Raw genomic sequence first — 20,969 nt, 5'->3', positions numbered from 1 at the left:
TCAGGGCGCGAAGCCGATACGCCACGACAGGCTGGCGCGGTCCTCGATCTCTGCACGACAGCGGATCAGGGTCCGGAAGGCGCCGACCGGGCTGGCGTAGGTCGCCGCATCGAAATCCTCGGTCGGGGCGCAGGTCATGCCGGTCGCCTCAAAGGACGCGACCTCGCCCTGGGCGAAGCGGATGACGGCGCCGTTCGTCGTGGCGCCGCGTGAGAAGACGGGGAACTCCAGATCGAGCACGGCGTCGCCGTCGACGACGATCTCGTCGCTGCGGGTGATCGCGCCGGGTTCGAGGACGTAGCGGGTCCGGATCCGGGCGCGCGTGTCCGGGCGTGGAGCCTCCTCCCCCATCCGGTCCAGTTCGTCCTGGTGATAGCTGACAGTGGTGCGGGCGCCGTCCTCGGCGACCGAGACGTCCTTGAAGTACGACAGCGGCATCAGCATCGACCCGTCCGCCAGGGTCAGCCTGGGAACCAGCTGGGGGAAGGTCTCGTCCGCCGCGCCGGCGAGCACGCCGGGCGAGAAGGGGATCGGGAAGTAGGGGGTGTTCATATGCTGGGTCGGACCGCCGTTGATCAGCGGCAGGCCGATGACCCGGTCGCCGTCGCGATACGTCACCAGCACCCGGTCATGGTCGCCGCGCGCGAACCAGGTCGTCATCGAGGTTGGACGGCGGTCCAGCCACGCCACGAACCCGGCGTCAGGAACCCCGTCGGTCAGGCCCAGCCGGTTCCAGATCGCATTGGTGTAGATCAGCTGGTGCGCGAGGCTGAGGTTCTCGCCGAGAATGCGGTGCTTGCCACGGTAGGCGTCGGTCTTGCGCCCGTGATCCCACAGGTTGACCGAGCCGGTCCCGCTGTCCTGCCAGAAGTCGACGTAGCGGGCCGCGACCCGCGACGAGAAGGCATAGGCCATGGCCTGTTCCTGGTCGGTGAGGACGTCGAGCGCGGCGGCGGCGGTCAGGACTTCGAGGAAGGCCGTCTCGCCATAGACGCCGATGCTGCGCCCGTATTCGAACCCTTCGCCGCGCAGGTTCAGGCGCGGCAGCATCAGGTCGACCGACTTGCGCAGCCAGGTCCGGACCTCCGGCGGCGGCTCCACGCCCGTCTCGATGAAGCGCTGGGCGATCTCGCCGATCAGCAGGACGGAATAGCGGTCGAACCGACCCTCGCCCGAGGTCTCGTCGGCGAAGCCGTATTCGCCGGAATAGTCGCGGAAATGCTGGAGCGTCTTCGCCAGCAGGGCTTCGGAGGCGGAGGCGTCCTCCCACCCCAGCAGGAAGCGCAGCCGGGCGATGCTGAAGGCCACGCCGTAGTAGTTGTTGGGCAGGTTGAGCAGGGTCAGGTCGGGCTCGCGAACAAAGGCGCGCCAGTCCAGCCGCTCACGCAGACGGGTCAGGGCTTCGGGGCTGACCGCCTCGTCCAGCAGTCCTGCGCCCTCAAGCTCGTGCAATGCCGAGATGTAGTAGTAGATGCCCCAGCTGTCGTTCGTGTCCTCCAGCGTCAGTTCGGACAGGCGACGGAAGCCGGCCAGCCGCTCGGCGAAGGCCGGATCGTCGCGCGATGTGGCGACCAGAACGTGCGACATGCCGCTGGCGATCTTGCCGGGCAGGAACTTGTCCTGGGCCTCGAACACCTCGACGCCGTCGAGCGTGTAATCGCGTCCCTCGGCGGCCAGGGCTTCCAGCAGGGCCTCGACCTGTGGCCGGACCCGGCCCTGAACCGACTGGTTCATCGGCGGCGGGGTCAGATAGATCGCGCCCCGCTCCTGGGCCTGGGGGGTTCCGGGAAGCGCCGCGACGCCGAGGATGAGCGCGGCCAGGACGGGGACAGGACGCATGCGGAACTCTTGAAAGAAAAAGGGGGACGGCCATCGGGCCGCCCCCCGAGAGGCGTCTGCCTTAGGAGAGCAGACGATGACGATATGTTGGCCTGACCGGAAGGTCAACTGGCCTTACCAATCTTGGCGAAGCGAGACTTCGGACGCGGCCATCAGCAGGGCCCCGACGCCGTACAACTGGGTATCCGTCGCCGCGACCTGATCCGGGGCATAGCCGACCTGCTGCACCCAGCCGAGGTGGCCGTCTGGCTGCACGGCGCGGTCGAGGGCGGCCCAGCCGGTGCGGATCGCAGGGCCGTATGTCGCCTTGTCGAGCACGCCGTGGTTCACGCCCCAGGCCATGCCATAGACGAAGAAGGCCGTGCCGCTGGTCTCCGGCGGACCGCCCGGATCGAGCAACGAGACCGGCCAGTAGCCTTCGCCCCCCTGCAGGCCGCGGATGCGTTCGGACATCTGGCGGAACAGTTCGACATAGCGGGCGCGCGACGGGTCGTCGACCGGCAGGACCTCGAGCGTCTTGGCGAGGCCGGCGTAGGACCAGCCGTTGCCCCGGCTCCAGAACACCTTGCGGCCCGCCGGTCCTTCGCGGCCGATGAAGCGGCTGTCGCGATAGAACAGGTGTTCCTCGGGGTCGTAGAGGGCGGCGATCGTCGCCTGAAGCTCGCGGTCGGCGTGGCGCCAGTAGGCGGGCTCTCCAGTGGCCGCCGACAGGGCCGCCCAGACCGGAGGGGCCATGAAGATGGCGTCGCTCCAGCACCAGCGGACCTGACATGGCCGTTCGCCCCGGCCTTCGTCGAAGATCATGGAGACGTCGCTGGGCGTCGCCAGCACGGCGTCGAACCGGGCGCGAACCGGAGCCAGTCGACGCGCGCGCTCTTCACCCCCGGCCTTCGTCGCGGCCCAGATCCAGGCGTGGCCGATGGCGTCGGCGTCGGCATGGCGCGGCCGGCTTCCGAAGCCCCAGTTGGCGGCCTGCCCCTGAGCCACCACGGCATCGGCGTAGCGGGCGTCGCCCGTGACATCGGCCAGATCGGTCAGCCCGACCCACAGGGTCGCCTGAATCCAGTCGATCGGATCGGCGGTCGGCTCGCGGAAGGTGGTGACATACTCAAACTGTTCCATGTGGGCGAGCTGCCAGTCCGCGACCCGGCGAGCCTGCTGGATCACGGCCGGATCGGGCGCCTGGGCGATCGCCGGCGCGCAGGCCAGAAGCATCGTCGCCTGAATGGCCGCCAGCGCCTGTTTCAGTCCGAACATTTTCATCTCCCTTTCGGCCCCATCCCGGTTGATCCCGGAAATTTTGGCCAGACCAATATTGCCACCGGTGTCATTTCTGGTCTAGCCTGTTTGCAAGGTCACCCGACCAACGGGTGCGCGACGAAACGTCCTAGAGGGGAAACCACCATGACCACAGTATCGCTCCGCGTGGGCCGCGTCCTGCTTATGGCGTCCGTCGCAGCGATGGCGATGTCGACGGCCGCCTTCGCTCAGAGCACGTCAGGGGCCGCATCGGAAGCGCCCGCGCCGCAAGACCCGGAGTCCTCGGTCGACGAGATCGTCGTCACCGGCATCCGCGCGACGCAGCGCAACTCCATCGCCGTGAAGCGCGAGACGGCCACGATCGTCGACGCCATCGTCAACGACGAGATCGGCTCCCTGCCCGACAACTCCGTCGGCGACACGCTGGAGCGGATCACGGGCGTGACCGCCGACCGGTTCAAGGGCAACGCCAACGAACTGTCGGTCCGGGGTCTGGGCCCCACCCTCTCCTTCTCGACCTTCAACGGCCGCGAGGTCTCGACCGCCGGGCCCGACCGTTCGGTGGCCTTCCAGCAGTTCCCGTCAGAGCTCGTGAACGGCGTCCTGGTCTACAAGTCGCAGCAGGCGAACTTCCTCGACGGCGGCATCGCCGGCGTCATCGACCTGCGCTCCATCCGTCCGCTCGAAGCTACGCCCCGCCTCCAGGCCGAATACCGCGCCGTCTATCAGCCCAAGGACGCCGCCATCCTCGGCCGCAACGGCATGGGCTATCGCGCCAACATCTCGTGGACCGACCGCTGGCTGGACACCGCGATCGGCGACCTGGGCCTGAGCATCGGCTACCAGCATCAGGACCAGGCGGTTCCCGAGGACTACTACACCACCAACTCCGCCTTCATTCCCTGCAACACGGTGGCCAACAACCCCAACTTTATCGGGGGAACGGCGGCCCAGCAGACGGCCGCGGGAACCAGCTTCAACTGCGCCCTGCGCCCGACGCTGAGCGCCGCCAACCAGGCCGGCACGACGGCCGGACCGCTCTATTTCGGGACCACCTCGCGGACCTTCCGCCAGATCAACACCTCGGAGACCCGCGACGGTCTGCTGGGCGCCCTCCAGTGGCGTCCCACGGATCGTCTGGATTTCACCCTGGACGCCCAGTACTCGAACCGGTCCAGCCTGGAAAACCGTAACCAGCTGGCGATCACCGAGGCCGCGCGCGGCATCCAGCCGACCCTGATCGGCACGGGCGACAACGGCTACAGCGAAGGCGCCCTGATCAGCTACACCGGCAACTCCAACCTGGAGGTCCAGTTCGAGGATCGCCTGCGCGAAGAGGAATATATCGGCGGCGGCCTGTTCACCCGCTGGCAGGGCGACCGTCTCCAGGTCACCGGCGATCTGTCCTATTCGCAATCCCACCGCACCGAGCTGCAGAAGGCCACCAACATGCGGTCGAGCCGCCGTGTGGTGTACTCGCTCGACGGCACACAAGACGTCGTTCCGAACGTCGACTTCGTCGGCTTCGACGTGAATGACCCGGCGAACTTCCTGATCGCCGTCCCGGCCGCCAACACCAACTACGCCCGCTATCGTCTGGTCACCGACCGGGAAGACGCGATCGCTGCGGCCCGGGTCGATGCGACCTATGATCTGGGCGACGAGGGCTTCTTCCGTTCAATCGGCTTCGGCGCCCGGGTGTCGGAACACACCCGCGAGACGGACCTCAACAACAACGCGGACGTGGCCACGCCTATCGCCCGCGACGGCCTGACGGTCGCCCAGATCACGGCCCAGGCGAACGCCCAGTGCCGCGTGCCCTTCGCCACGACGGATTTCATGAGCGAGTCCTCGACCAACATCCGGTCCTGGGCCCAGTTCAGCAACGACTGCCTGTTCCGCGCCTACACCGGCCGGGACACAAACCCCCTGCTCGCCGACTCGCGCGGACCGGAGGACATCGACGTCATCGAGACGATCAGCGCCCTCTATGCGATGACCAGCTTCGGGACCGACTGGAACAACATCCCGGTCAGCGGCAACGTCGGCCTCCGCTATGTCTCGACCCAGGTCGAGGCGCGCGGCTTCCGCTCGGCCGTCACGGTCACGCCGTCGGTCGCCGGTTCGGCCGCGACCCTCGTCGTCGTGCCGGGCACGCTCAGCCAGATCACGGGCGAGGGCGACTACGACTACTGGCTGCCCAGCGCCAACCTGAACTTCGACCTGAACGACCAGACCCGGCTGCGCTTCGGCGTGTCGCGCTCGATCGCCCGCGTCGGCATCGAGGAATTCAATGTCGGCATCAGCCCGATCGTCGACGCGACGGCCACCACCGTCGCCGGCGTCCTGGCCAACTCCCAGACCGGCAACCCGAACCTGAAGCCGCTGGAAGCCTGGAATTTCGACACTTCGCTGGAGTTCTATCTGAGCGCCGACACCAGCTTCTCGATCGCGCCCTACTACAAGCTGATCAAGGGCGCGGCCTTCGATGCGGTCCAGCCGTTCACCACCTCGATCATCGCCAACGGGGCGGAGGTCACCTTCAACGCCGTGGCCCCGGCCAATGACACCGAAGAGCGCCATCTGTACGGCGTCGAGTTCAGCGGCAGCCACGTCTTTACCAATCTACCGGGTCTGTGGAGCGGGCTGGGCGTGTCGGGCGGGTACAACTATGCCGAGGCCGATTTCGAGTTCCCCGATCCCTCGACCGTCGCCCCCTATGTCGATCCGGCCAACCTGCGCGGCCTGTCGCGTCACAGCGCCAACGCCTCGCTCTTCTGGGAAGGCATGGGCCTGCAACTGCGCGCCGCCTGGCGCTACCGGTCGGAGTACTCCAAGCCGAACAGCTCGACGAACCGTGGCGTCCAGGGCGCCGGCTATCTGAACCTGTCGGCCAACTACCGGATCAACGAGCATATCCAGCTCAAGGCCCAGGCCCTGAACGTGCTGAACGAGCGGGACATCCTGTACAAGGCCGGCGAGGACTCGATCACCGAGGTCAGCGAGAGCACGCCGCAGTTCTATGCAGGCGTCGTGTTCCGCTACTGATGCTCTCCCCGAAGCCCGTGGCGGCCGACGGTCGCCACGGGCCTGCTTCCTTCCGGAATGCCCGATGATCCGTTCCCCCATCCTGTCCGTGGTCATGGCCGTCATGGCGACCGCAACGCCTGCCTTGGCCCAGACGACCGCGCCTGCCTGCGAAGGATCGATGGGTTACGCCTCGGCCTTCGACGGTCGGCGCACCTTCCTGTGGCGGCCCGACTGGCTGGAGACGGTCAAGGCGAGGCTCGCGACCGATGCGACGCTGCAGCCCGCGCGCGCCGCGATGATGCAACGCGCCGACGCCGCCCTGACGCGCGGCCCCTACACCGTCGTCGACAAGACCCAGACGCCCGCCAGCGGCGACAGGCACGACTATATGAGCATGGGGCCCTACTGGTGGCCGGACCCGGCCCGGCCGGACGGCCTGCCCTATGTCCGGCGCGACGGTCAGTTCAATCCGGAGCGCGCCACCAACGCCTTCGACCTGACCGATCTGGAGGACATGAGCCAGGACGTCCAGGCCCTGTCTCTGGCGTACTATTTCACCGGCGACGAACGCTATGCGACCCGGGCGGCGGCCTTCATCAAGACCTGGTTCCTGGCCCCCGAAACCCGGATGAACCCCAACTTCAACCACGGCCAGGCCGTGCCGGGCCGGGTGTCCGGCCGCGCCGAGGGCGTGATCGACGCCACCCGCCTGGTCCGCGTGGTCGAGTCCCTCGGCCTGCTGGATACGTCGTCCGCCCTGACCGACGAGGAGCGCGCCGCGTTGCGCGACTGGTTCGCCGCCCTTGTCGAATGGATGGCGACCAGCGAGATCGGGCGCGAAGAGAAGGCCGCGACCAACAACCACGGCGTCTACTACGACATGCTGATCTCGGAGTTCGCCCTCTACGCCGGCATGGACGAGGTCGCCCGGACGGTCGCCGAACGCTTCAAGCAGGCGCGGATCGTTCCCCAGTTCGCCCCGGACGGCAGCCTGCCGCAGGAGCTGACCCGGACCCGGTCGCTGCACTATTCGACCTGGACCCTGACAGCGGCGTTCGACCTGGCCCAGATCGGCCAATGCGTCGGCGTCGACCTCTGGAACTGGCAGGGCGCCGACGGCCGGTCGTTGCGGAGCGCGACGAACTTCATGGCGGGCTGGGCCGGGCGTGAGGCCGAATGGCCCTGGCCTGAACTCGACAAGACCGAGACGACGGGCCTCTACGAGGTCTTCCAGCGCGGTTCCTGGGCCTGGAACGACGCGGAACTGGCGGCCGATGCGGCCCTCTATCGCGAGCGCAACGCCGGGCTCGACCTGAACCTGCGTCTGCCGCCCTATGCGCCCTGATCGATCAGATCGCCGAGCGGCGGGCCATCTCCTGGCGTCGCGCCTCGACGTCCGAGCGGGTGCGCGCGAGGGCGTCCATCTCGGTCGCCGTCAGCAGGCCCTCGATCACGCGGCCCAGATGGCTGTGCATCGCCGCACGCGCCGCCTTCGGGTCGCGCCGGGTCAGGGCGTCCAGGATCTCGCGGTGATCCTCAATCAGGGGGCGCACCCCGACCTGACGCGCCTTGGCCAGCATGGCGGCGCACAGGGGCGAGCGGTAGCGCAGGTCCCACAGGTTCTCGACCACCATGACGATGGCGGAGTTGCGGGTCGCCTGGGCGATCAGGGTGTGGAACCGCCGGTCGGCCTGCTCCCCGATGGGCGTGGCCAGGGTGTTCTCGCCGACCATCTGGGCCAGGGTGATTTCGAGTTCGGCCAGTTCCTCGTCGGTGATGGCGCTGGCGGCGAGCGCGCAGGCCTCGCCCTCGAACAGGCGTCGAGCCTCGGTCAGCTCGAAGGCGCCGATGTCCAGCTCCGGCGCCGGCCCCGTGGCCTGCACCTCCGTCACATAGATGCCCGAGCCGGGACGCGCCTCGACCAGACCGCGGATCTCCAGCGCGATCATGGCCTCGCGCACCGTCGGGCGGCTGACGCCGAACTCCTCGGCCAGGTCCCGTTCGGACGGCAATCGCGCGCCCACGGTGTAGCGCCCGGAAGCGATCCCGGCCGCGACCGAGCTCGCGACCTGTTGATAGAGTTTGCGGGTGTCTGCGGTCGATGTGGTCATGCCGCTTTCGTTGTAATGTCGTTGTCCGGGTCAGACCAGTGCGTCCGGACTGATCCCTGCCTGTTGGGTCCCAGATGATCGACCGTTCCCTCGCCGCTGTTCCCTCCATTCCGTCGCGCCCCGCCCGCGCGACGGCGACGATCACCGAGGCGCGGGTGATCGTGACCTGTCCGGGGCGCAACTTCGTCACCCTGAAGATCACCACCGCCGACGGGACATACGGGCTCGGCGACGCGACCCTGAACGGCCGCGAGATGGCCGTCGTGGCCTATCTGGAAGAACACATCGTCCCCCTGCTGATCGGCAAGGACGCCCACCGGATCGAGGACATGTGGCAGTTTCTCTATCGCGGGGCCTACTGGCGTGGCGGGCCGGTCGGGATGACGGCGATCGCCGCCGTCGACGTCGCCCTGTGGGACATCAAGGCGAAGATCGCCGGCCTGCCCCTTTATCAACTGCTGGGCGGCGCCTGTCGCGACGGGGTCACTGTCTACGGTCACGCCAACGGCTCGAACATCGAGGAGACGGTGGCCGAGGCCCTGCGCTATCGCGATCTCGGCTATCGCGCGATCCGGCTGCAGTCGGGCGTGCCCGGTCTGAAGAGCACCTACGGCGTGTCGCGCGACAAGATGTTCTACGAACCCGCCGACGCCGACCTGCCGACCGAGACCGTCTGGTCGACCGAACGCTATATGAAGTCGGTGCCCGCTCTGTTCGCCGCCGCGCGCGAGGCCCTGGGCTGGGACGTGCATCTGCTGCACGACGTCCATCACCGGCTGACGCCGATCGAGGCGGGTCGTCTGGGCAAGGATCTGGAGCCCTTCCGGCCTTTCTGGCTGGAGGACGCCGTCCCGGCCGAGAACCAGGCCGCCTTCCGCACCATCCGCCAGCACACGACGACGCCCCTGGCCGTCGGCGAGATCTTCTCCTCCATCTGGGACTGCAAGACCCTGATCGAGGAGGGGCTGATCGACTTCGTGCGGGCGACCGTCGTCCATGCGGGAGGCATCACCCATCTGAGGCGGATCGCGGCCTTCGCCGACCTGCACCACGTGCGGACCGGGTGTCACGGCGCCACCGACCTGTCGCCGGTGACGATGGCGGCGGCCCTGCATTTCGGCCTGTCGGTTCCGAACTTCGGCCTGCAGGAATACATGCGGCACACGCCGGAGACCGACGCCGTCTTCCCGCACGCCTACGGCTTCCAGGACGGCATGCTGCACCCGGGCGACGCGCCGGGCTTGGGCGTCGATCTCGACGAAGCTCTGGCCGCCAGCCACCCCTATCGCCGCGCCTATCTGCCGGTGAACCGCCTCGAAGACGGGACGATGTTCAATTGGTAGGCCGGGCCGCACTCGCGTCTGGGGTCGCCGCCCTCGCCCTGCTCGCCGCGCCGTCCTGGGCTCAGGATGCGACGGCCCATCCTGAGCTTTGGCCGACGTCGCATAGCCCCGCCGCCCTGACCGGCCCGGCGACCGAGGCCAGCGTCCGCGACCTGCTCGCCGTCATGACCATCGAGGAGAAGGTCGGTCAGCTGATCCAGGCGGACATCGGCGCGATCAAGCCGGAGGACCTCGCCACCTGGCCTATCGGCTCGATACTGGCCGGCGGCAGTTCCTCGCCCAACGGCGACGAGCGGTCGGGACCCCAGGCCTGGCTCGACCTGTCGCGCGCCTTCCGCGCGGCCGCCGCCGAACGCCCCGGCGCACGCGTGCCCCTGCTGTTCGGCGTCGACGCTGTGCACGGCCACGCCAACATCGTCGGGGCGACCATCTTTCCGCACAACATCGGCCTCGGCGCCGCGCGCGACCCGGCCCTGGTCGAGGCCATCGCCCGCGCCACGGCCAAGGAAGTCGCAGCGACCGGCGTCGACTGGACCTTCGCCCCGACCCTGGCCGTGCCCCGCGACGACCGCTGGGGCCGGACCTATGAAGGGTTCTCCGAAGAGCCGGGTGTCGCCCGAGCCTATTCCGCCGCCCTCGTGCGCGGATTGCAGGGCGAACTGCGCGACGGCGTCGGTCTGGCGTCCGGCTATGTCATGGGATCGGCCAAGCATTTCCTCGCCGACGGCGGAACCACCGACGGTCGCGACCGGGGCGATGCAGCGATGTCCGAACAGGAACTGATCGACGTCCACCTGTCCGGCTACCGCGAGGCCATCGACGCCGGCGTCCTGTCGGTCATGGTGTCCTTCTCGAGCTGGAATGGAGCCAAGCACACCGGCAACCGGTCGCTGCTGACCGACGTCCTGCGGGGACCGCTGGGCTTCGAGGGCCTGCTGATCGGCGACTGGGACGCCCACGCCGCCCTGCCCGGCTGCCGTTCGGACTCCTGCCCCGACGCGATCAACGCCGGGCTCGACATGTTCATGGCCCCGAACGCCTGGAAGGCCCTTTACGATAACACCCTGGCCCAGGCCCGGTCGGGCGAGATCTCCGCCGCGCGGCTGGACGAGGCCGTCGCCCGTATCCTCCGCACCAAGATCGCGGCGGGCGTCTTTGACTCCGCCGACCCGATCGAGGGCCGGTTCGAGATCATCGGTTCGGCCGAGCATCGCGCCCTGGCGCGTCAGGCCGTCCGCCAGTCGCTGGTCCTGCTGAAGAACGAAAGCTCCGCCCTGCCCATCCGTCCCGGCGCGCGGGTGCTCGTCGTGGGCGAGGCCGCCGACGACATCGGCATGGCGGCCGGCGGCTGGACCATCGGGTGGCAGGGTGTCGGCAATACGAATGCAGACTTCCCCGGCGGGACCTCGATCTGGGCGGGCCTGCGCGACGCTGTGGCCGAGACCGGCGGGAGCGCGACCCTGTCACCCGACGGCGTCTATGAGACCAAACCCGACGTCGCCATCGTCGTCTTCGGCGAGACGCCCTATGCCGAGTTCTACGGCGATCAGGACACGCTCGACTTCGCCCCGACCGGGCCGCTGGAGACCTTGCGGCGGCTGAAAGCCGCTGGCATCCCAACCGTCGCCGTCTTCTTGTCGGGCCGCCCGCTCTGGACCAACCCCGAGATCAACGCCGCCGACGCCTTCGTCGCCGCCTGGCTGCCGGGGGCGGAGGGCGCGGGCGTCGCTGATGTGCTGGTCGCCGGCCCCACTGGCCAGCCCCGCCACGACTTCACGGGGACCCTGAGCTTCTCCTGGCCTCGCAGCGCCGCCCAGCCCCCACAGAACATCGGCGCGCCCGGCTACGACCCGGAGTTCGCCTTCGGCTACGGCCTGACCTATGCGCGGCCCGGCTCGACGCCGACGCTGAGCGAGGACGACGGCCTGCCCGACGACGCCACGGCCCTGCCCCGGTTCTTCGCCTCGGGCCGTTTCGTCGCGCCCTGGTCGGTCACCCTGCGAGACGCCTCCGGCAACCACCGCGTCGAAAGCCCGGGCGCGGCCGCCAGCCCCTCGGGAGGCGTCGCCATGGCGCCCATCGACGGCGCCGCCCAAGAGTCCGCCCGCCGCTTCCGCTTCATGGCCGACGGCGCCCTCGTCGTCATCGGCGGTCCGCCGACCCCGAGCGATCCGGCGCTGGCCGTGTCGATCCGATACCAGGCCGACGCCCCGGTCCGGGTCGCCATCGGTCAAGGCGCCGTCGCCCTGCCCGCCGCCCCGGACTGGACCACGACCGCCGTTCCCCTGCGCTGCTTCGAAGGCGCCGAACCGGCTCGCCTGGCCCAATTCCAGATCACCGCCCCGACCGGTTCGGAAGTGTCGATAGAGGACCTGCGACTGGTCGCCCCGACTACCGAAGCCTGCCCGACGCCGTAACGCCAACATAAGAATTTATTCTTTTTGGCGACTTGCCTCTCGCGCAAGGCGACGCCATCTGCCGTCCGGGTCTTTGACAAGTCCGCTGTCATCAGACGCCACGAGCCCGTGGGACTCAGTGGACTATGTAGACTCGAATTTTGGAGTCCCACGAAGCGTCCCGGGACTTGGCGTCCCGCCCGCATGTGTCATGGTCGCTGGATGGCCAACACGATCACCCTGCCCTGCCGACCCGAGCCGCTGGAGATCGACCCGACGAAGACCGCCGTCATCGTCATCGACATGCAGAACGCCTACGCCTCGCCCGGCGGCTATCTGGATTTGGCCGGGTTCGACATCTCCGGCGCCGCAAGAGTCATCGAGAACACCAGGGGGGTGCTCGACGTCGCGCGGCGCGCGGGCGTCCAGGTCATCTATTTCCAGAACGGCTGGGATCCCGACTATGTCGAGGCGGGCGGTCCGGGCAGCCCCAACTTCCACAAGTCCAACGCGCTCAAGACCATGCGCGCCCGGCCCGAGCTGGCGGGGACGCTGCTGGCCCGCGGAACCTGGGACTACGAACTGGTCGATGAACTGAAGCCCCAGCCGGGCGACATCTGCCTGCACAAGTCGCGCTACTCCGCCTTCTTCAACTCCCAGCTCGACAGCGTCCTGCGCTCGCGCGGCATCCGCAATCTGGTCTTCGTCGGCATCGCCACAAACGTCTGCGTCGAGTCCACGCTGCGGGACGGCTTCTTCCTCGAATATTTCGGCATCGTGCTGGAAGACGCCACCCATCAGGCGGGGCCCGAGTTCGTCCAGAAGGCGGCCATCTACAACATCGAGACATTCTTCGGCTGGGTCTCCAGCGTCGCCGACTTCAAGGGCGTCGTCGGTCAGATCGCGCCCAACACTGAGGAGACCTGAATGCCCAAGACCGTCATCACCCCGCCCGGAACCCAGACCCCGATCGCCCCCTTCTCGCCCGGCACGCTGGCCGACGGCGTGGTCTATGTCTCGGGCACCCTGGCCTTCGACAAGGACAACAACGTCGCCTGCGTCGGCGACGCCGAGGGCCAGACCCGCATCGTTCTGGAGACCATCAAGTCGGTGATCGAGACCGCCGGCGGGACCATGGACGACGTGACCATGAACCACATCTTCCTCAAGGACTGGGCCGACTACGCCGCCCTGAACAAGGTCTATGCGGAGTTCTTCCCGGGCGACAAGCCGGCCCGGTTCTGCATCCAGTGCGGCCTGGTCCGCCCCGACTTCCTCGTCGAGATCGCCACCATCGCCCACATCGGCAAACGGTGACGACAGGCGTCGCCGATGGCCTCTGGTACGAGGTTCACGAGGGTCCCGTGGGCGCCGACAGCGTCCTGATGTCCGCCGGCCTCGGCGGTTCGGCCGCCTTCTGGTCGCCGCAGATGGAGGCTCTGACGGAGCGCTTCCGCGTCATCCTCTATGATCATCGCGGCACCGGCCGCAGCGACCGCAGCCTGAAGCCGGACCACTCCGTCGCCTCCATGGCCGAGGACATGATCGCGGTCCTCGACGCCACCGGCACGGCCAGGGCCCACATCGTCGGCCACGCGGCGGGCGGCAACGCCGGGCTGCAACTCGCCCTCGACCATCCGGATCGGCTGGACCGACTGGTCGTCGTCAACGGCTGGTCGCGGCCGGACCCGCACGTCGCCCGTTGTTTCGCCGCCCGCACCCGCCTGCTCGAAGCCTTTGGTCCCACCGCCTATGTCGAGGCCCAGGCGCTGTTCCTGTTTCCGCCAGACTGGATCAGCGAGAACGACGCCCTGCTGAAGACGCAGGAGCACCATCACATCCAGGCCTTCCCTCGCACCGACGTCATGCTGGCCCGGATCGGCGCGCTGCTGGCCTTCGATATCGACGACAGGCTCGGCGAGATTCCACACCCGGTCCTCGTCGCCGCCTCCGCCGACGACATGCTGGTGCCGCCGCTCCTGTCACGGCGTCTGGCCGACGGCCTGCCGAACGCGACCCTCGATGTCGTCCCCTGGGGCGGACACGCCTTTACGGCGACGGCTTCCGGTGCGTTCAATGCGCGTCTGGTCGCCTTTCTTTCCGGCGACGACTGAGGGCGATCATCATGGAAGTCGGCGTCTTCGTACCGATCAACAACAACGGCTGGCTGATTTCCGAGACCGCGCCGCAGTACATGCCCTCGTTCGACCTGAACAAGCGCATCGCCCAGCGGGCCGAGCACTATGGCCTCGATTTCCTGCTCTCGATGATCAAGCTGCGCGGGTTCGGCGGCAAGACCGAGTTCTGGGAATACGGACTGGAGAGCTTCACCCTGATGGCCGGGCTCGCGGCGGTCACCGAGAAGATCAAGATCTATGCGACCTGCCCGACCCTGGTCATCCCGCCCGCCTTCGCCGCGCGGATGTGCAACACGATCGACTCGATCAGCCACGGCCGGTTCGGCCTGAACCTGATCACCGGCTGGCAGAAGCCGGAATACTCCCAGATGGGCCTGTGGCCGGGCGAGGAGCATTTCCGCAACCGCTACCAGATGCTCGACGAATACGCCCGCATCCTGCGCGAGCTGTGGGAGACGGGTCGCTCGGACTTCAAGGGCGACTATTATACGATGGACGACTGTCTGGTCCGGCCGACGCCGTCCACCGACATGAAGATCATCTGCGCCGGATCGTCCGACGAAGGCCTCGCCTTCTCGGCCCAGTGGGCGGACTACGCCTTCTGCCTCGGCAAGGGAGTCAACACGCCCAAGGCCTTCGCCTTCAACAACGAGCGCCTCGCCGTGGCAACCGAGAAGACCGGCCGCGACGTGAAGATGTTCGTCCTCGTCATGGTCATCGCCGCCGACACCGACGAAGAGGCGATGGCGAAGTGGAAACTCTACAACGACGGCGTCGATGTGGACGCGATCAGCTGGCTCAAGGATCAGGGCGCAGCCGACAAGGTCAACGCCACGACCAACGTCCGCCAGCTCGCCGCGCCCGAAGGGGCGGTGAACATCAACATGGGCACCCTTGTGGGCTCCTACGCGAGCGTCGCGCGGATGCTGGATGAAATGTCCGAAGTGCCCGGCACCGGCGGGGTCCTGCTGACCTTCGACGACTTCGAGAAGGGCATCGAGGACTTCGGACAGAAGATCCAGCCGCTGATGACATGCCGCGCCAATGTGAAAGCCGCCTGACCCTTGCCCAGTTTCGAGATCACCCGCGAGGGCCCGGTCGCCCATCTGCGTCTGACCCGGCCCGAGGCGTCCAACGCGCTCGACATGGACTTCTGGCGCCGCTTCGGTCCGGAGCTGAAGGCGCTGGATGCGACTGGGGAAGTCCGCGTCCTCGTCCTGTCCGGTGAAGGAAAGAACTTCTGCGCCGGCATGGACATCTCCGTATTCTCCGGCGGGGCGATCCTGAGCGCCGACACTGCGGCTGACCGCCAGGCCTTTCACCAGACCGCGCGTGAACTGCAGGAGACCCTGACGACGCTGGAGAAGGTGCGGTTCCCGGTCATCGCCGCGATCCAGGGCGCCTGCGTCGGCGGCGGCCTCGACCTGATCGCCGCCTGCGACATCCGGCTGGCCAGCGCCGACGCCTATTTCCGCATCGAGGAAATCAACATCGGGATGATGGCCGACATCGGCAGCCTGCAGCGCCTGCCCAAGCTGATGCCCGAGGGCGTAGTGCGGGAGCTGGCCTATACGGGCTCAACCCTGACCTCCGAACGCGCCGAGCGGCTGGGCGTGGTCAACGCCGTCCTGCCCGACGCCGGGGCCGTCCTCGCCGCTGCGTTCGATATGGCGAAGAGGATCGCGACCAAGGCGCCGCTGGCCGTCTCCGGCTCCAAGGCCGCCCTCAACCACGCCCGCGATCACACGGTCGCCGAGGGACTGGAATGGATCGCGGTAATGCAGGGCTCGCTGTGGAGCCCGGCCGATGTCATGGCCGCGATTCAGGCGCGCATGACTCGCACCGAAGGCGAATTCGCCCCTCTGGCGCCATTGAGGCCCTTCGACCCGGCCGTCTGAAAAGCCCGCCAACGCTGGGGCCGGCGTTAAGAGTTCGTAATGATCGGCCAGAAGCGCTCCGATCGTTTGACCTCTGTCATCCGCCTGTCAAAGATGCCGCCCGCGTGACGAGGGGGCTCTGTGCGATGCCCGCTCAACACCGCCTGTTCGCCCCCGCGGCAGGCCATTCGGGTGGAGAGAAGCCTTGGATAGACGTTCATTCCTCGCCGCTTGCGGCATCGGCGCGGGGGGGCTTCTGCTGCCCGGGTTCGCCGGCCGCGCCATTGCGGAATCCCAGCTGGGCGAGACCATCGAGATCGCGGTGAAGAAGCGCCTGGCCGATGCCGGCCTCAGCGCCGCCTCCGCCGCCGGAGCCAGCTACTGCGACGTGCGCGTCGGGCGCTACCTGCGCCAGTTCGTCATCACCCGCGAAGCCAACGTCCAGAACATCGTCAACACCGAGTCGATCGGCACGGGCGTGCGCGTCATCGCTGACGGCGCCTGGGGCTTCGCCGCCACCAACGACATGACGCCCGAGGCCGTGGCCGAAGCCGCCCGTCTGGCCACCGCCATCGCCAAGGCCAATGCGAAGAACCAGACCCAGCCGGTCCAGCTCGCGCCCACGCCCGGCGTCGGCGAGGTGACCTGGAAGACCCCGATCCGCCGCAACGCGATGGAAGTGCCGATCGCCGAGAAGGTCGAACTGCTGCTGGGCGTCAACGCCGCGGCGATGGAAGCCGGCGCAAACTTCGTGAACTCGCAGCTGTTCCTGGTGAACGAACAGAAGTATTTCGCCAGCTCGGACGGGTCCTACATCGATCAGGACGTGCACCGCATCTGGGCCCCGATGTCGGTCACGGTCATCGACCAGACGACCGGCAAGTTCCGCTCGCGTCAGGGCCTCTCGGCCCCGATGGGCCTCGGCTATGAGTACATGGACGGCCGCGCCGAGGACAAGCTGGAGTCGGCCAACGGCGCCGTCATCAGCTACGGCATGTCCTACGACATGCGCGAGGACGCGGTCGCAGCCGCCCGTCAGGCGCGCGAGAAACTGACCGCCAAGTCGGTCGAGCCGGGCCAGTACGATCTGGTTCTGGACCCCGATCACCTGGGCCTGACCATCCACGAGTCCGTCGGTCACCCGCTCGAGCTCGACCGCGTGCTGGGCTACGAGGCCAACTACGCCGGCACCAGCTTCGCCACGCTCGACAAGCGCGAGAGCCGCTTCCAGTACGGCTCCGAGATCGTCAACCTGTTCGCCGACAAGACCCAGCCGGGCAGCCTCGGCGCGGTCGAATATGACGACGAGGGCGTCAAGACCAAGTCGTGGGATCTGGTCAAGGACGGCAAGCTGGTCGACTACCAGGCGACCCGCGACCAGGTGCACATTCTGGGCAAGACTGCCTCGGACGGCTGCTCCTACGCCGACAGCTGGTCCACGGTTCAGTTCCAGCGCATGGCCAATGTCTCGCTCAAGCCGGGCACGACGCCGATGACCCGCAACGACATGATCTCCAATGTCGAAAACGGCATCTACATCCTGGGCCGGGGATCGTTCTCGATCGACCAGCAGCGTTACAACGCCCAGTTCGGCGGCACCCTGTTCTACGAGATCAAGAACGGCGAGATCACCCAGCCGCTCGAGGACGTCGCCTATCAGATGCGCACGCCCGAGTTCTGGAACGCCTGCTCGGCCATCTGCGACCAGAGCGACTACCGCATGTTCGGTTCGTTCTTCGACGGCAAGGGCCAGCCCAGCCAGGTGTCGGCGGTGAGCCACGGCTCTTCCTCGACCCGCTTCGACAAGATCAACGTCATCAACACCGCGCGTTCGCTCGGTTGATCGGACCCAAGGGAAAAATCACATGAGCATCATGACGGAAGCCGAGGCCAGGACGATCCTCGACAAGGTGATCGCGCTGTCGACCGCCGACGAATGCACCGCCCAGCTGGCCGGGACGATCGATGGAAACATTCGCTTCGCCCTGAACAATGTCTCCACCAGCGGGGTCATCACCAACACCGATCTGGCCGTGCAGGTCGCGTTCGGAAAACGGGTCGGGACCGCCTCGATCAACGAGTTCTCCGACGCCGCCCTCGCCCGCGTCGTCAAGCGCGCCGAGGACCTCGCCAAACTGGCGCCGGAGAACCCCGAGTTCATGCCGGCCGTGCAGCGGCAGACCTATCGCGCGTCCAACACCTTCAGCGCGGCGACGGCGGCCATCACGCCGGAGAACCGCGCCGAGATCGCTCGCGCCTCCATCGACCCCTGCAAGAGCCAGAACCTGATCGCCGCCGGCTTCCTGAACGACAATCAGAGCTTCACGGCCTTCGCCAACTCCAATGGCAACTTCGGCTATCAGCGCTCCACCGGCATGGATTACACCTGCACGGTGCGGACCGAGGACGGAACGGGTTCGGGCTGGGTCGCCCGCAATCTTCAGGACGCCAGCACCTTCAACGTGGACACCGACATCCAGATCGCGATGCGCAAGGCCAGCGCCTCGCGCGACGCCCAGGCGCTGGAGCCCGGCAAGTATACGGTGATCCTGGAGCCGGCGGCGGCGGCCGGCCTGATCTCCTTCATGTTCAACTTCTTCGACGCCCGTTCGGCGGACGAGGGCCGCAGCTTCCTGTCCAAGGCCGGCGGCGGCAACAAGATCGGCGAGCAGGTCTTCGACCCGCGCGTCAACGTCTACTCCGATCCCTGGCATGCCGAAGCGCCCGCCCTGCCCTGGGACGGCGACGGCCTGCCTCGCGAAAGGGTCAACATCATCGAGAACGGCATCGTCCGTAACCTCGGCTATTCGCGCTTCTGGGCAGACAAACAGGGCAAGCCCGCCCAGGCCCAGCCCGGCAACATCATCATGGAGGGCGGCACCAAATCGACGTCCGACCTGGTGCGCGAGACCGAGCGCGGCATCCTGGTGACCCGCACCTGGTACATCCGCATGGTGGATCCGCAGACGGTGCTGCTGACCGGCCTGACGCGGGACGGGACCTTCTACATCGAGAACGGCGAGCTGAAGTACCCGCTGAAGAACTTCCGCTTCAACGAGTCGCCCGTGATCATGCTGAACAACATCGACGAACTGGGCCGTTCGGTCCGGGTCGGCGATGACGGTCCGACCATGATGATCCCGCCGATGCGTCTGCGCGACTTCACCTTCACCTCCCTGTCCGACGCCGTCTGACCGGAGGGGGTGCGTGTCGGGTTCGAGTATGACACGCGCCGATGCCTTGCGACTGCTGACCGGCGGCGCGCTGGGGGCCCTGCTTGCAGGCTTCCCGCGCGCCGCCGACGCGCAGGCCACCTACGATTTCTGGTTCACCCGGCTGCGCTACGATTCCGGCGACTGGGATGTGGACCAGAGGATGCCGGCCAACATTCTGACGTCCTTGGTCGACTACACCAACCTGCGGGTCGATCCGGACGAGCGGGTCGTGGCCCTGGCCGATCCGGCCATGTTGACCGCCCCCTTCTGCTACCTCGCCGGCCACAAACTTGTGGAGTTCAACGCGGCCGAGGCGCGCAATTTCGAACGCTATGTCCGTAACGGCGGCTTCGTCTTCGTCGACGACTGCAACCATGACATCGACGGCCTGTTCGCCACGACGTTCGAGCGCCAGATGGCCTCGATCTTCGGCGCCGAGGCCCTGAAGAAACTGCCCAACGACCATGCGATCTACCGCAGCTTCTTCGAGTTCGAGGACGGTCCGCCGGCGACCAGTTTCGAACTGAACGGATGGGGCGACGACCTCATCCACGACTACCTGAAGGGCATCGAGATCGATGGCCGGCTGGGCGTGCTTTATTCCAACAAGGACTATGGCTGCGAGTGGGACTACGACTGGCGCAACAAGCGCTTCCTCGCCGAGGACAATACGAAGTTCGCGGTCAACATCATCCTCTACGCCCTGACGGCCTGATTTCGGCCGCCTGACCTTTTCGCCTCCCTCCTCCCCGGAGTTTCGATGACCACGCCCACCCAATCCGAGATCGACGCCAGGCTTGCCCAGCTGGGTAAGCTGAAGGCCGCGATCGGCCAGGCCATCGTCGGCCAGAACGAGGTCGTCGAACAGCTGCTGATCGGCCTGCTGGCCGGCGGCCACTGCCTGATCGAGGGCGTGCCGGGCCTGGGCAAGACCCTGCTGGTCCGCACCCTCGGCCAAGCCCTCCATCTGGAGTTCCGCCGGGTCCAGTTCACCCCGGACCTGATGCCCTCCGACATCCTCGGCACCGAGGTTCTGGAGGAGGATCACGGCACCGGCCATCGCAGCTTCCGCTTCCAGCCCGGCCCGGTCTTTACCAACCTGTTCCTCGCCGACGAGTTGAACCGCACCCCGCCCAAGACCCAGGCCGCCCTGCTGGAGGCCATGCAGGAGCACACGGTCAGCTACGCCGGCGTAACCCACAAGCTGAACGAGCCCTTCTTCGTCCTGGCGACCCAGAACCCGCTCGAACAGGCCGGCACCTACCCCCTGCCCGAGGCCCAGCTCGACCGCTTCCTGCTCAACATCCGCGTCGGCTATCCGACGGCCGAAGAAGAACGCGCCATCCTCGTCGCGACCACGGGCGCAGGCGTCGGCGCCGTGCCCCAGGTCATGGTCGGCGAGGACATCGTCGCCCTGCAGAAATGGGTGCGCGACGTCTATGTCGGCGAGGCCCTGCTGACCTGGATCACGTCCCTCGTCCGCGCGACCCGCCCGTCGCCGGAGGCGCCGAAAGCCATTCAGGACTACGTCCGCTGGGGCGCCGGTCCGCGCGCCGGTCAGGCCCTCGTGCTCGCCGCCAAGGCCCGCGCCCTGCTGCATGGTCGCCTCGCCGCGACGCGCGAGGACGTCATCGCCCTCGCCGCGCCGGTATTGCGCCACCGCATCCTGCTGTCCTTCGCCGCCGAAGCCGAACGCAAGACCGCCGACGATGTCGTCGCCGCCCTGGTCGCCGCCCTGCCCGCGCCGGCGCCCGACTGAT

The 20,969-nt window shown here is 67.6% G+C and carries 16 protein-coding genes; 13 read left to right on the top strand and 3 right to left on the bottom strand.

Annotated features, from left to right (window positions below):
- Both ACW17Y_RS03490 and ACW17Y_RS03485 read right to left on the bottom strand, forming a co-directional pair.
- Window positions 1-1,839, bottom strand: coding sequence for a hypothetical protein (locus ACW17Y_RS03490; protein ID WP_492037399.1), 1,839 nt, complete (start codon window positions 1,837-1,839; stop codon window positions 1-3).
- A 114-nt stretch (window positions 1,840-1,953) separates the two neighbouring features.
- On the bottom strand, window positions 1,954-3,096 hold the full coding sequence (locus ACW17Y_RS03485; protein WP_492037398.1) for a glycoside hydrolase family 88/105 protein: 1,143 nt from the start codon (window positions 3,094-3,096) through the stop codon (window positions 1,954-1,956).
- A 147-nt stretch (window positions 3,097-3,243) separates the two neighbouring features.
- On the opposite strand from ACW17Y_RS03485, the gene ACW17Y_RS03480 reads away from it, so the two are divergent.
- Both ACW17Y_RS03480 and ACW17Y_RS03475 read left to right on the top strand, forming a co-directional pair.
- Window positions 3,244-6,147: a TonB-dependent receptor gene (locus tag ACW17Y_RS03480; RefSeq protein WP_492037397.1), complete on the top strand. Its 2,904-nt coding sequence runs from the start codon at window positions 3,244-3,246 to the stop codon at window positions 6,145-6,147.
- A gap of 64 nt (window positions 6,148-6,211) precedes the next feature.
- Window positions 6,212-7,474 carry an alginate lyase family protein gene (locus ACW17Y_RS03475; protein ID WP_492037396.1) on the top strand — a complete coding sequence of 421 codons (1,263 nt, stop codon included), beginning with the start codon at window positions 6,212-6,214 and terminating at the stop codon, window positions 7,472-7,474.
- 4 nt (window positions 7,475-7,478) lie between these two features.
- On the opposite strand, the gene ACW17Y_RS03470 is transcribed toward ACW17Y_RS03475, so the two are convergent.
- Window positions 7,479-8,240, bottom strand: coding sequence for a FadR/GntR family transcriptional regulator (locus ACW17Y_RS03470; RefSeq protein WP_492037395.1), 762 nt, complete (start codon window positions 8,238-8,240; stop codon window positions 7,479-7,481).
- A gap of 74 nt (window positions 8,241-8,314) precedes the next feature.
- Here ACW17Y_RS03470 and manD point away from each other — a divergent pair, with 74 nt between their 5' ends.
- The 11 genes from manD to ACW17Y_RS03415 all read left to right on the top strand — a co-directional run bounded on the left by manD (window position 8,315) and on the right by ACW17Y_RS03415 (window position 20,968).
- Window positions 8,315-9,583, top strand: a complete 1,269-nt coding sequence (gene manD, locus ACW17Y_RS03465; RefSeq protein WP_492037394.1) for a D-mannonate dehydratase ManD — start codon at window positions 8,315-8,317, stop codon at window positions 9,581-9,583.
- Complete coding sequence (locus tag ACW17Y_RS03460) at window positions 9,577-12,000, top strand: glycoside hydrolase family 3 protein (RefSeq protein ID WP_492037393.1); 2,424 nt, start codon at window positions 9,577-9,579, stop codon at window positions 11,998-12,000. The genes manD and ACW17Y_RS03460 overlap by 7 nt, the downstream gene beginning before the upstream one ends.
- 201 nt (window positions 12,001-12,201) lie before the next feature.
- The gene (gene rutB / locus ACW17Y_RS03455; protein WP_492037392.1) at window positions 12,202-12,906 is read left to right on the top strand and encodes a pyrimidine utilization protein B; all 705 of its coding nucleotides are present in this window, start codon (window positions 12,202-12,204) and stop codon (window positions 12,904-12,906) included.
- The gene (gene rutC, locus ACW17Y_RS03450; protein WP_492037391.1) at window positions 12,907-13,296 is read left to right on the top strand and encodes a pyrimidine utilization protein C; all 390 of its coding nucleotides are present in this window, start codon (window positions 12,907-12,909) and stop codon (window positions 13,294-13,296) included.
- On the top strand, window positions 13,293-14,093 hold the full coding sequence (rutD, locus tag ACW17Y_RS03445) for a pyrimidine utilization protein D (protein WP_492037390.1): 801 nt from the start codon (window positions 13,293-13,295) through the stop codon (window positions 14,091-14,093). Before rutC ends, rutD begins: the two co-directional genes overlap by 4 nt.
- Window positions 14,094-14,104: 11 nt before the next feature.
- On the top strand, window positions 14,105-15,178 hold the full coding sequence (gene rutA, locus ACW17Y_RS03440; RefSeq protein ID WP_492037389.1) for a pyrimidine utilization protein A: 1,074 nt from the start codon (window positions 14,105-14,107) through the stop codon (window positions 15,176-15,178).
- 3 nt (window positions 15,179-15,181) lie between these two features.
- On the top strand, window positions 15,182-16,015 hold the full coding sequence (locus tag ACW17Y_RS03435) for an enoyl-CoA hydratase-related protein (RefSeq protein ID WP_492037388.1): 834 nt from the start codon (window positions 15,182-15,184) through the stop codon (window positions 16,013-16,015).
- A gap of 184 nt (window positions 16,016-16,199) precedes the next feature.
- Window positions 16,200-17,837, top strand: coding sequence for a TldD/PmbA family protein (locus ACW17Y_RS03430; RefSeq protein ID WP_492037387.1), 1,638 nt, complete (start codon window positions 16,200-16,202; stop codon window positions 17,835-17,837).
- 22 nt (window positions 17,838-17,859) lie between these two features.
- Window positions 17,860-19,188 (top strand): TldD/PmbA family protein, encoded by a 1,329-nt coding sequence (locus ACW17Y_RS03425; protein ID WP_492037386.1) that lies wholly within the window; start codon window positions 17,860-17,862, stop codon window positions 19,186-19,188.
- A gap of 28 nt (window positions 19,189-19,216) precedes the next feature.
- Window positions 19,217-19,924: a DUF4159 domain-containing protein gene (locus ACW17Y_RS03420; protein WP_492037385.1), complete on the top strand. Its 708-nt coding sequence runs from the start codon at window positions 19,217-19,219 to the stop codon at window positions 19,922-19,924.
- A 45-nt stretch (window positions 19,925-19,969) separates the two neighbouring features.
- Window positions 19,970-20,968: an AAA family ATPase gene (locus ACW17Y_RS03415; RefSeq protein WP_492037384.1), complete on the top strand. Its 999-nt coding sequence runs from the start codon at window positions 19,970-19,972 to the stop codon at window positions 20,966-20,968.
- Window position 20,969: the final 1 nt, after the last annotated feature.

It is taken from the genome of Brevundimonas sp. AVps7, assembly GCF_058681545.1.
This window is presented reverse-complemented; position numbering and strand designations above follow the sequence as displayed.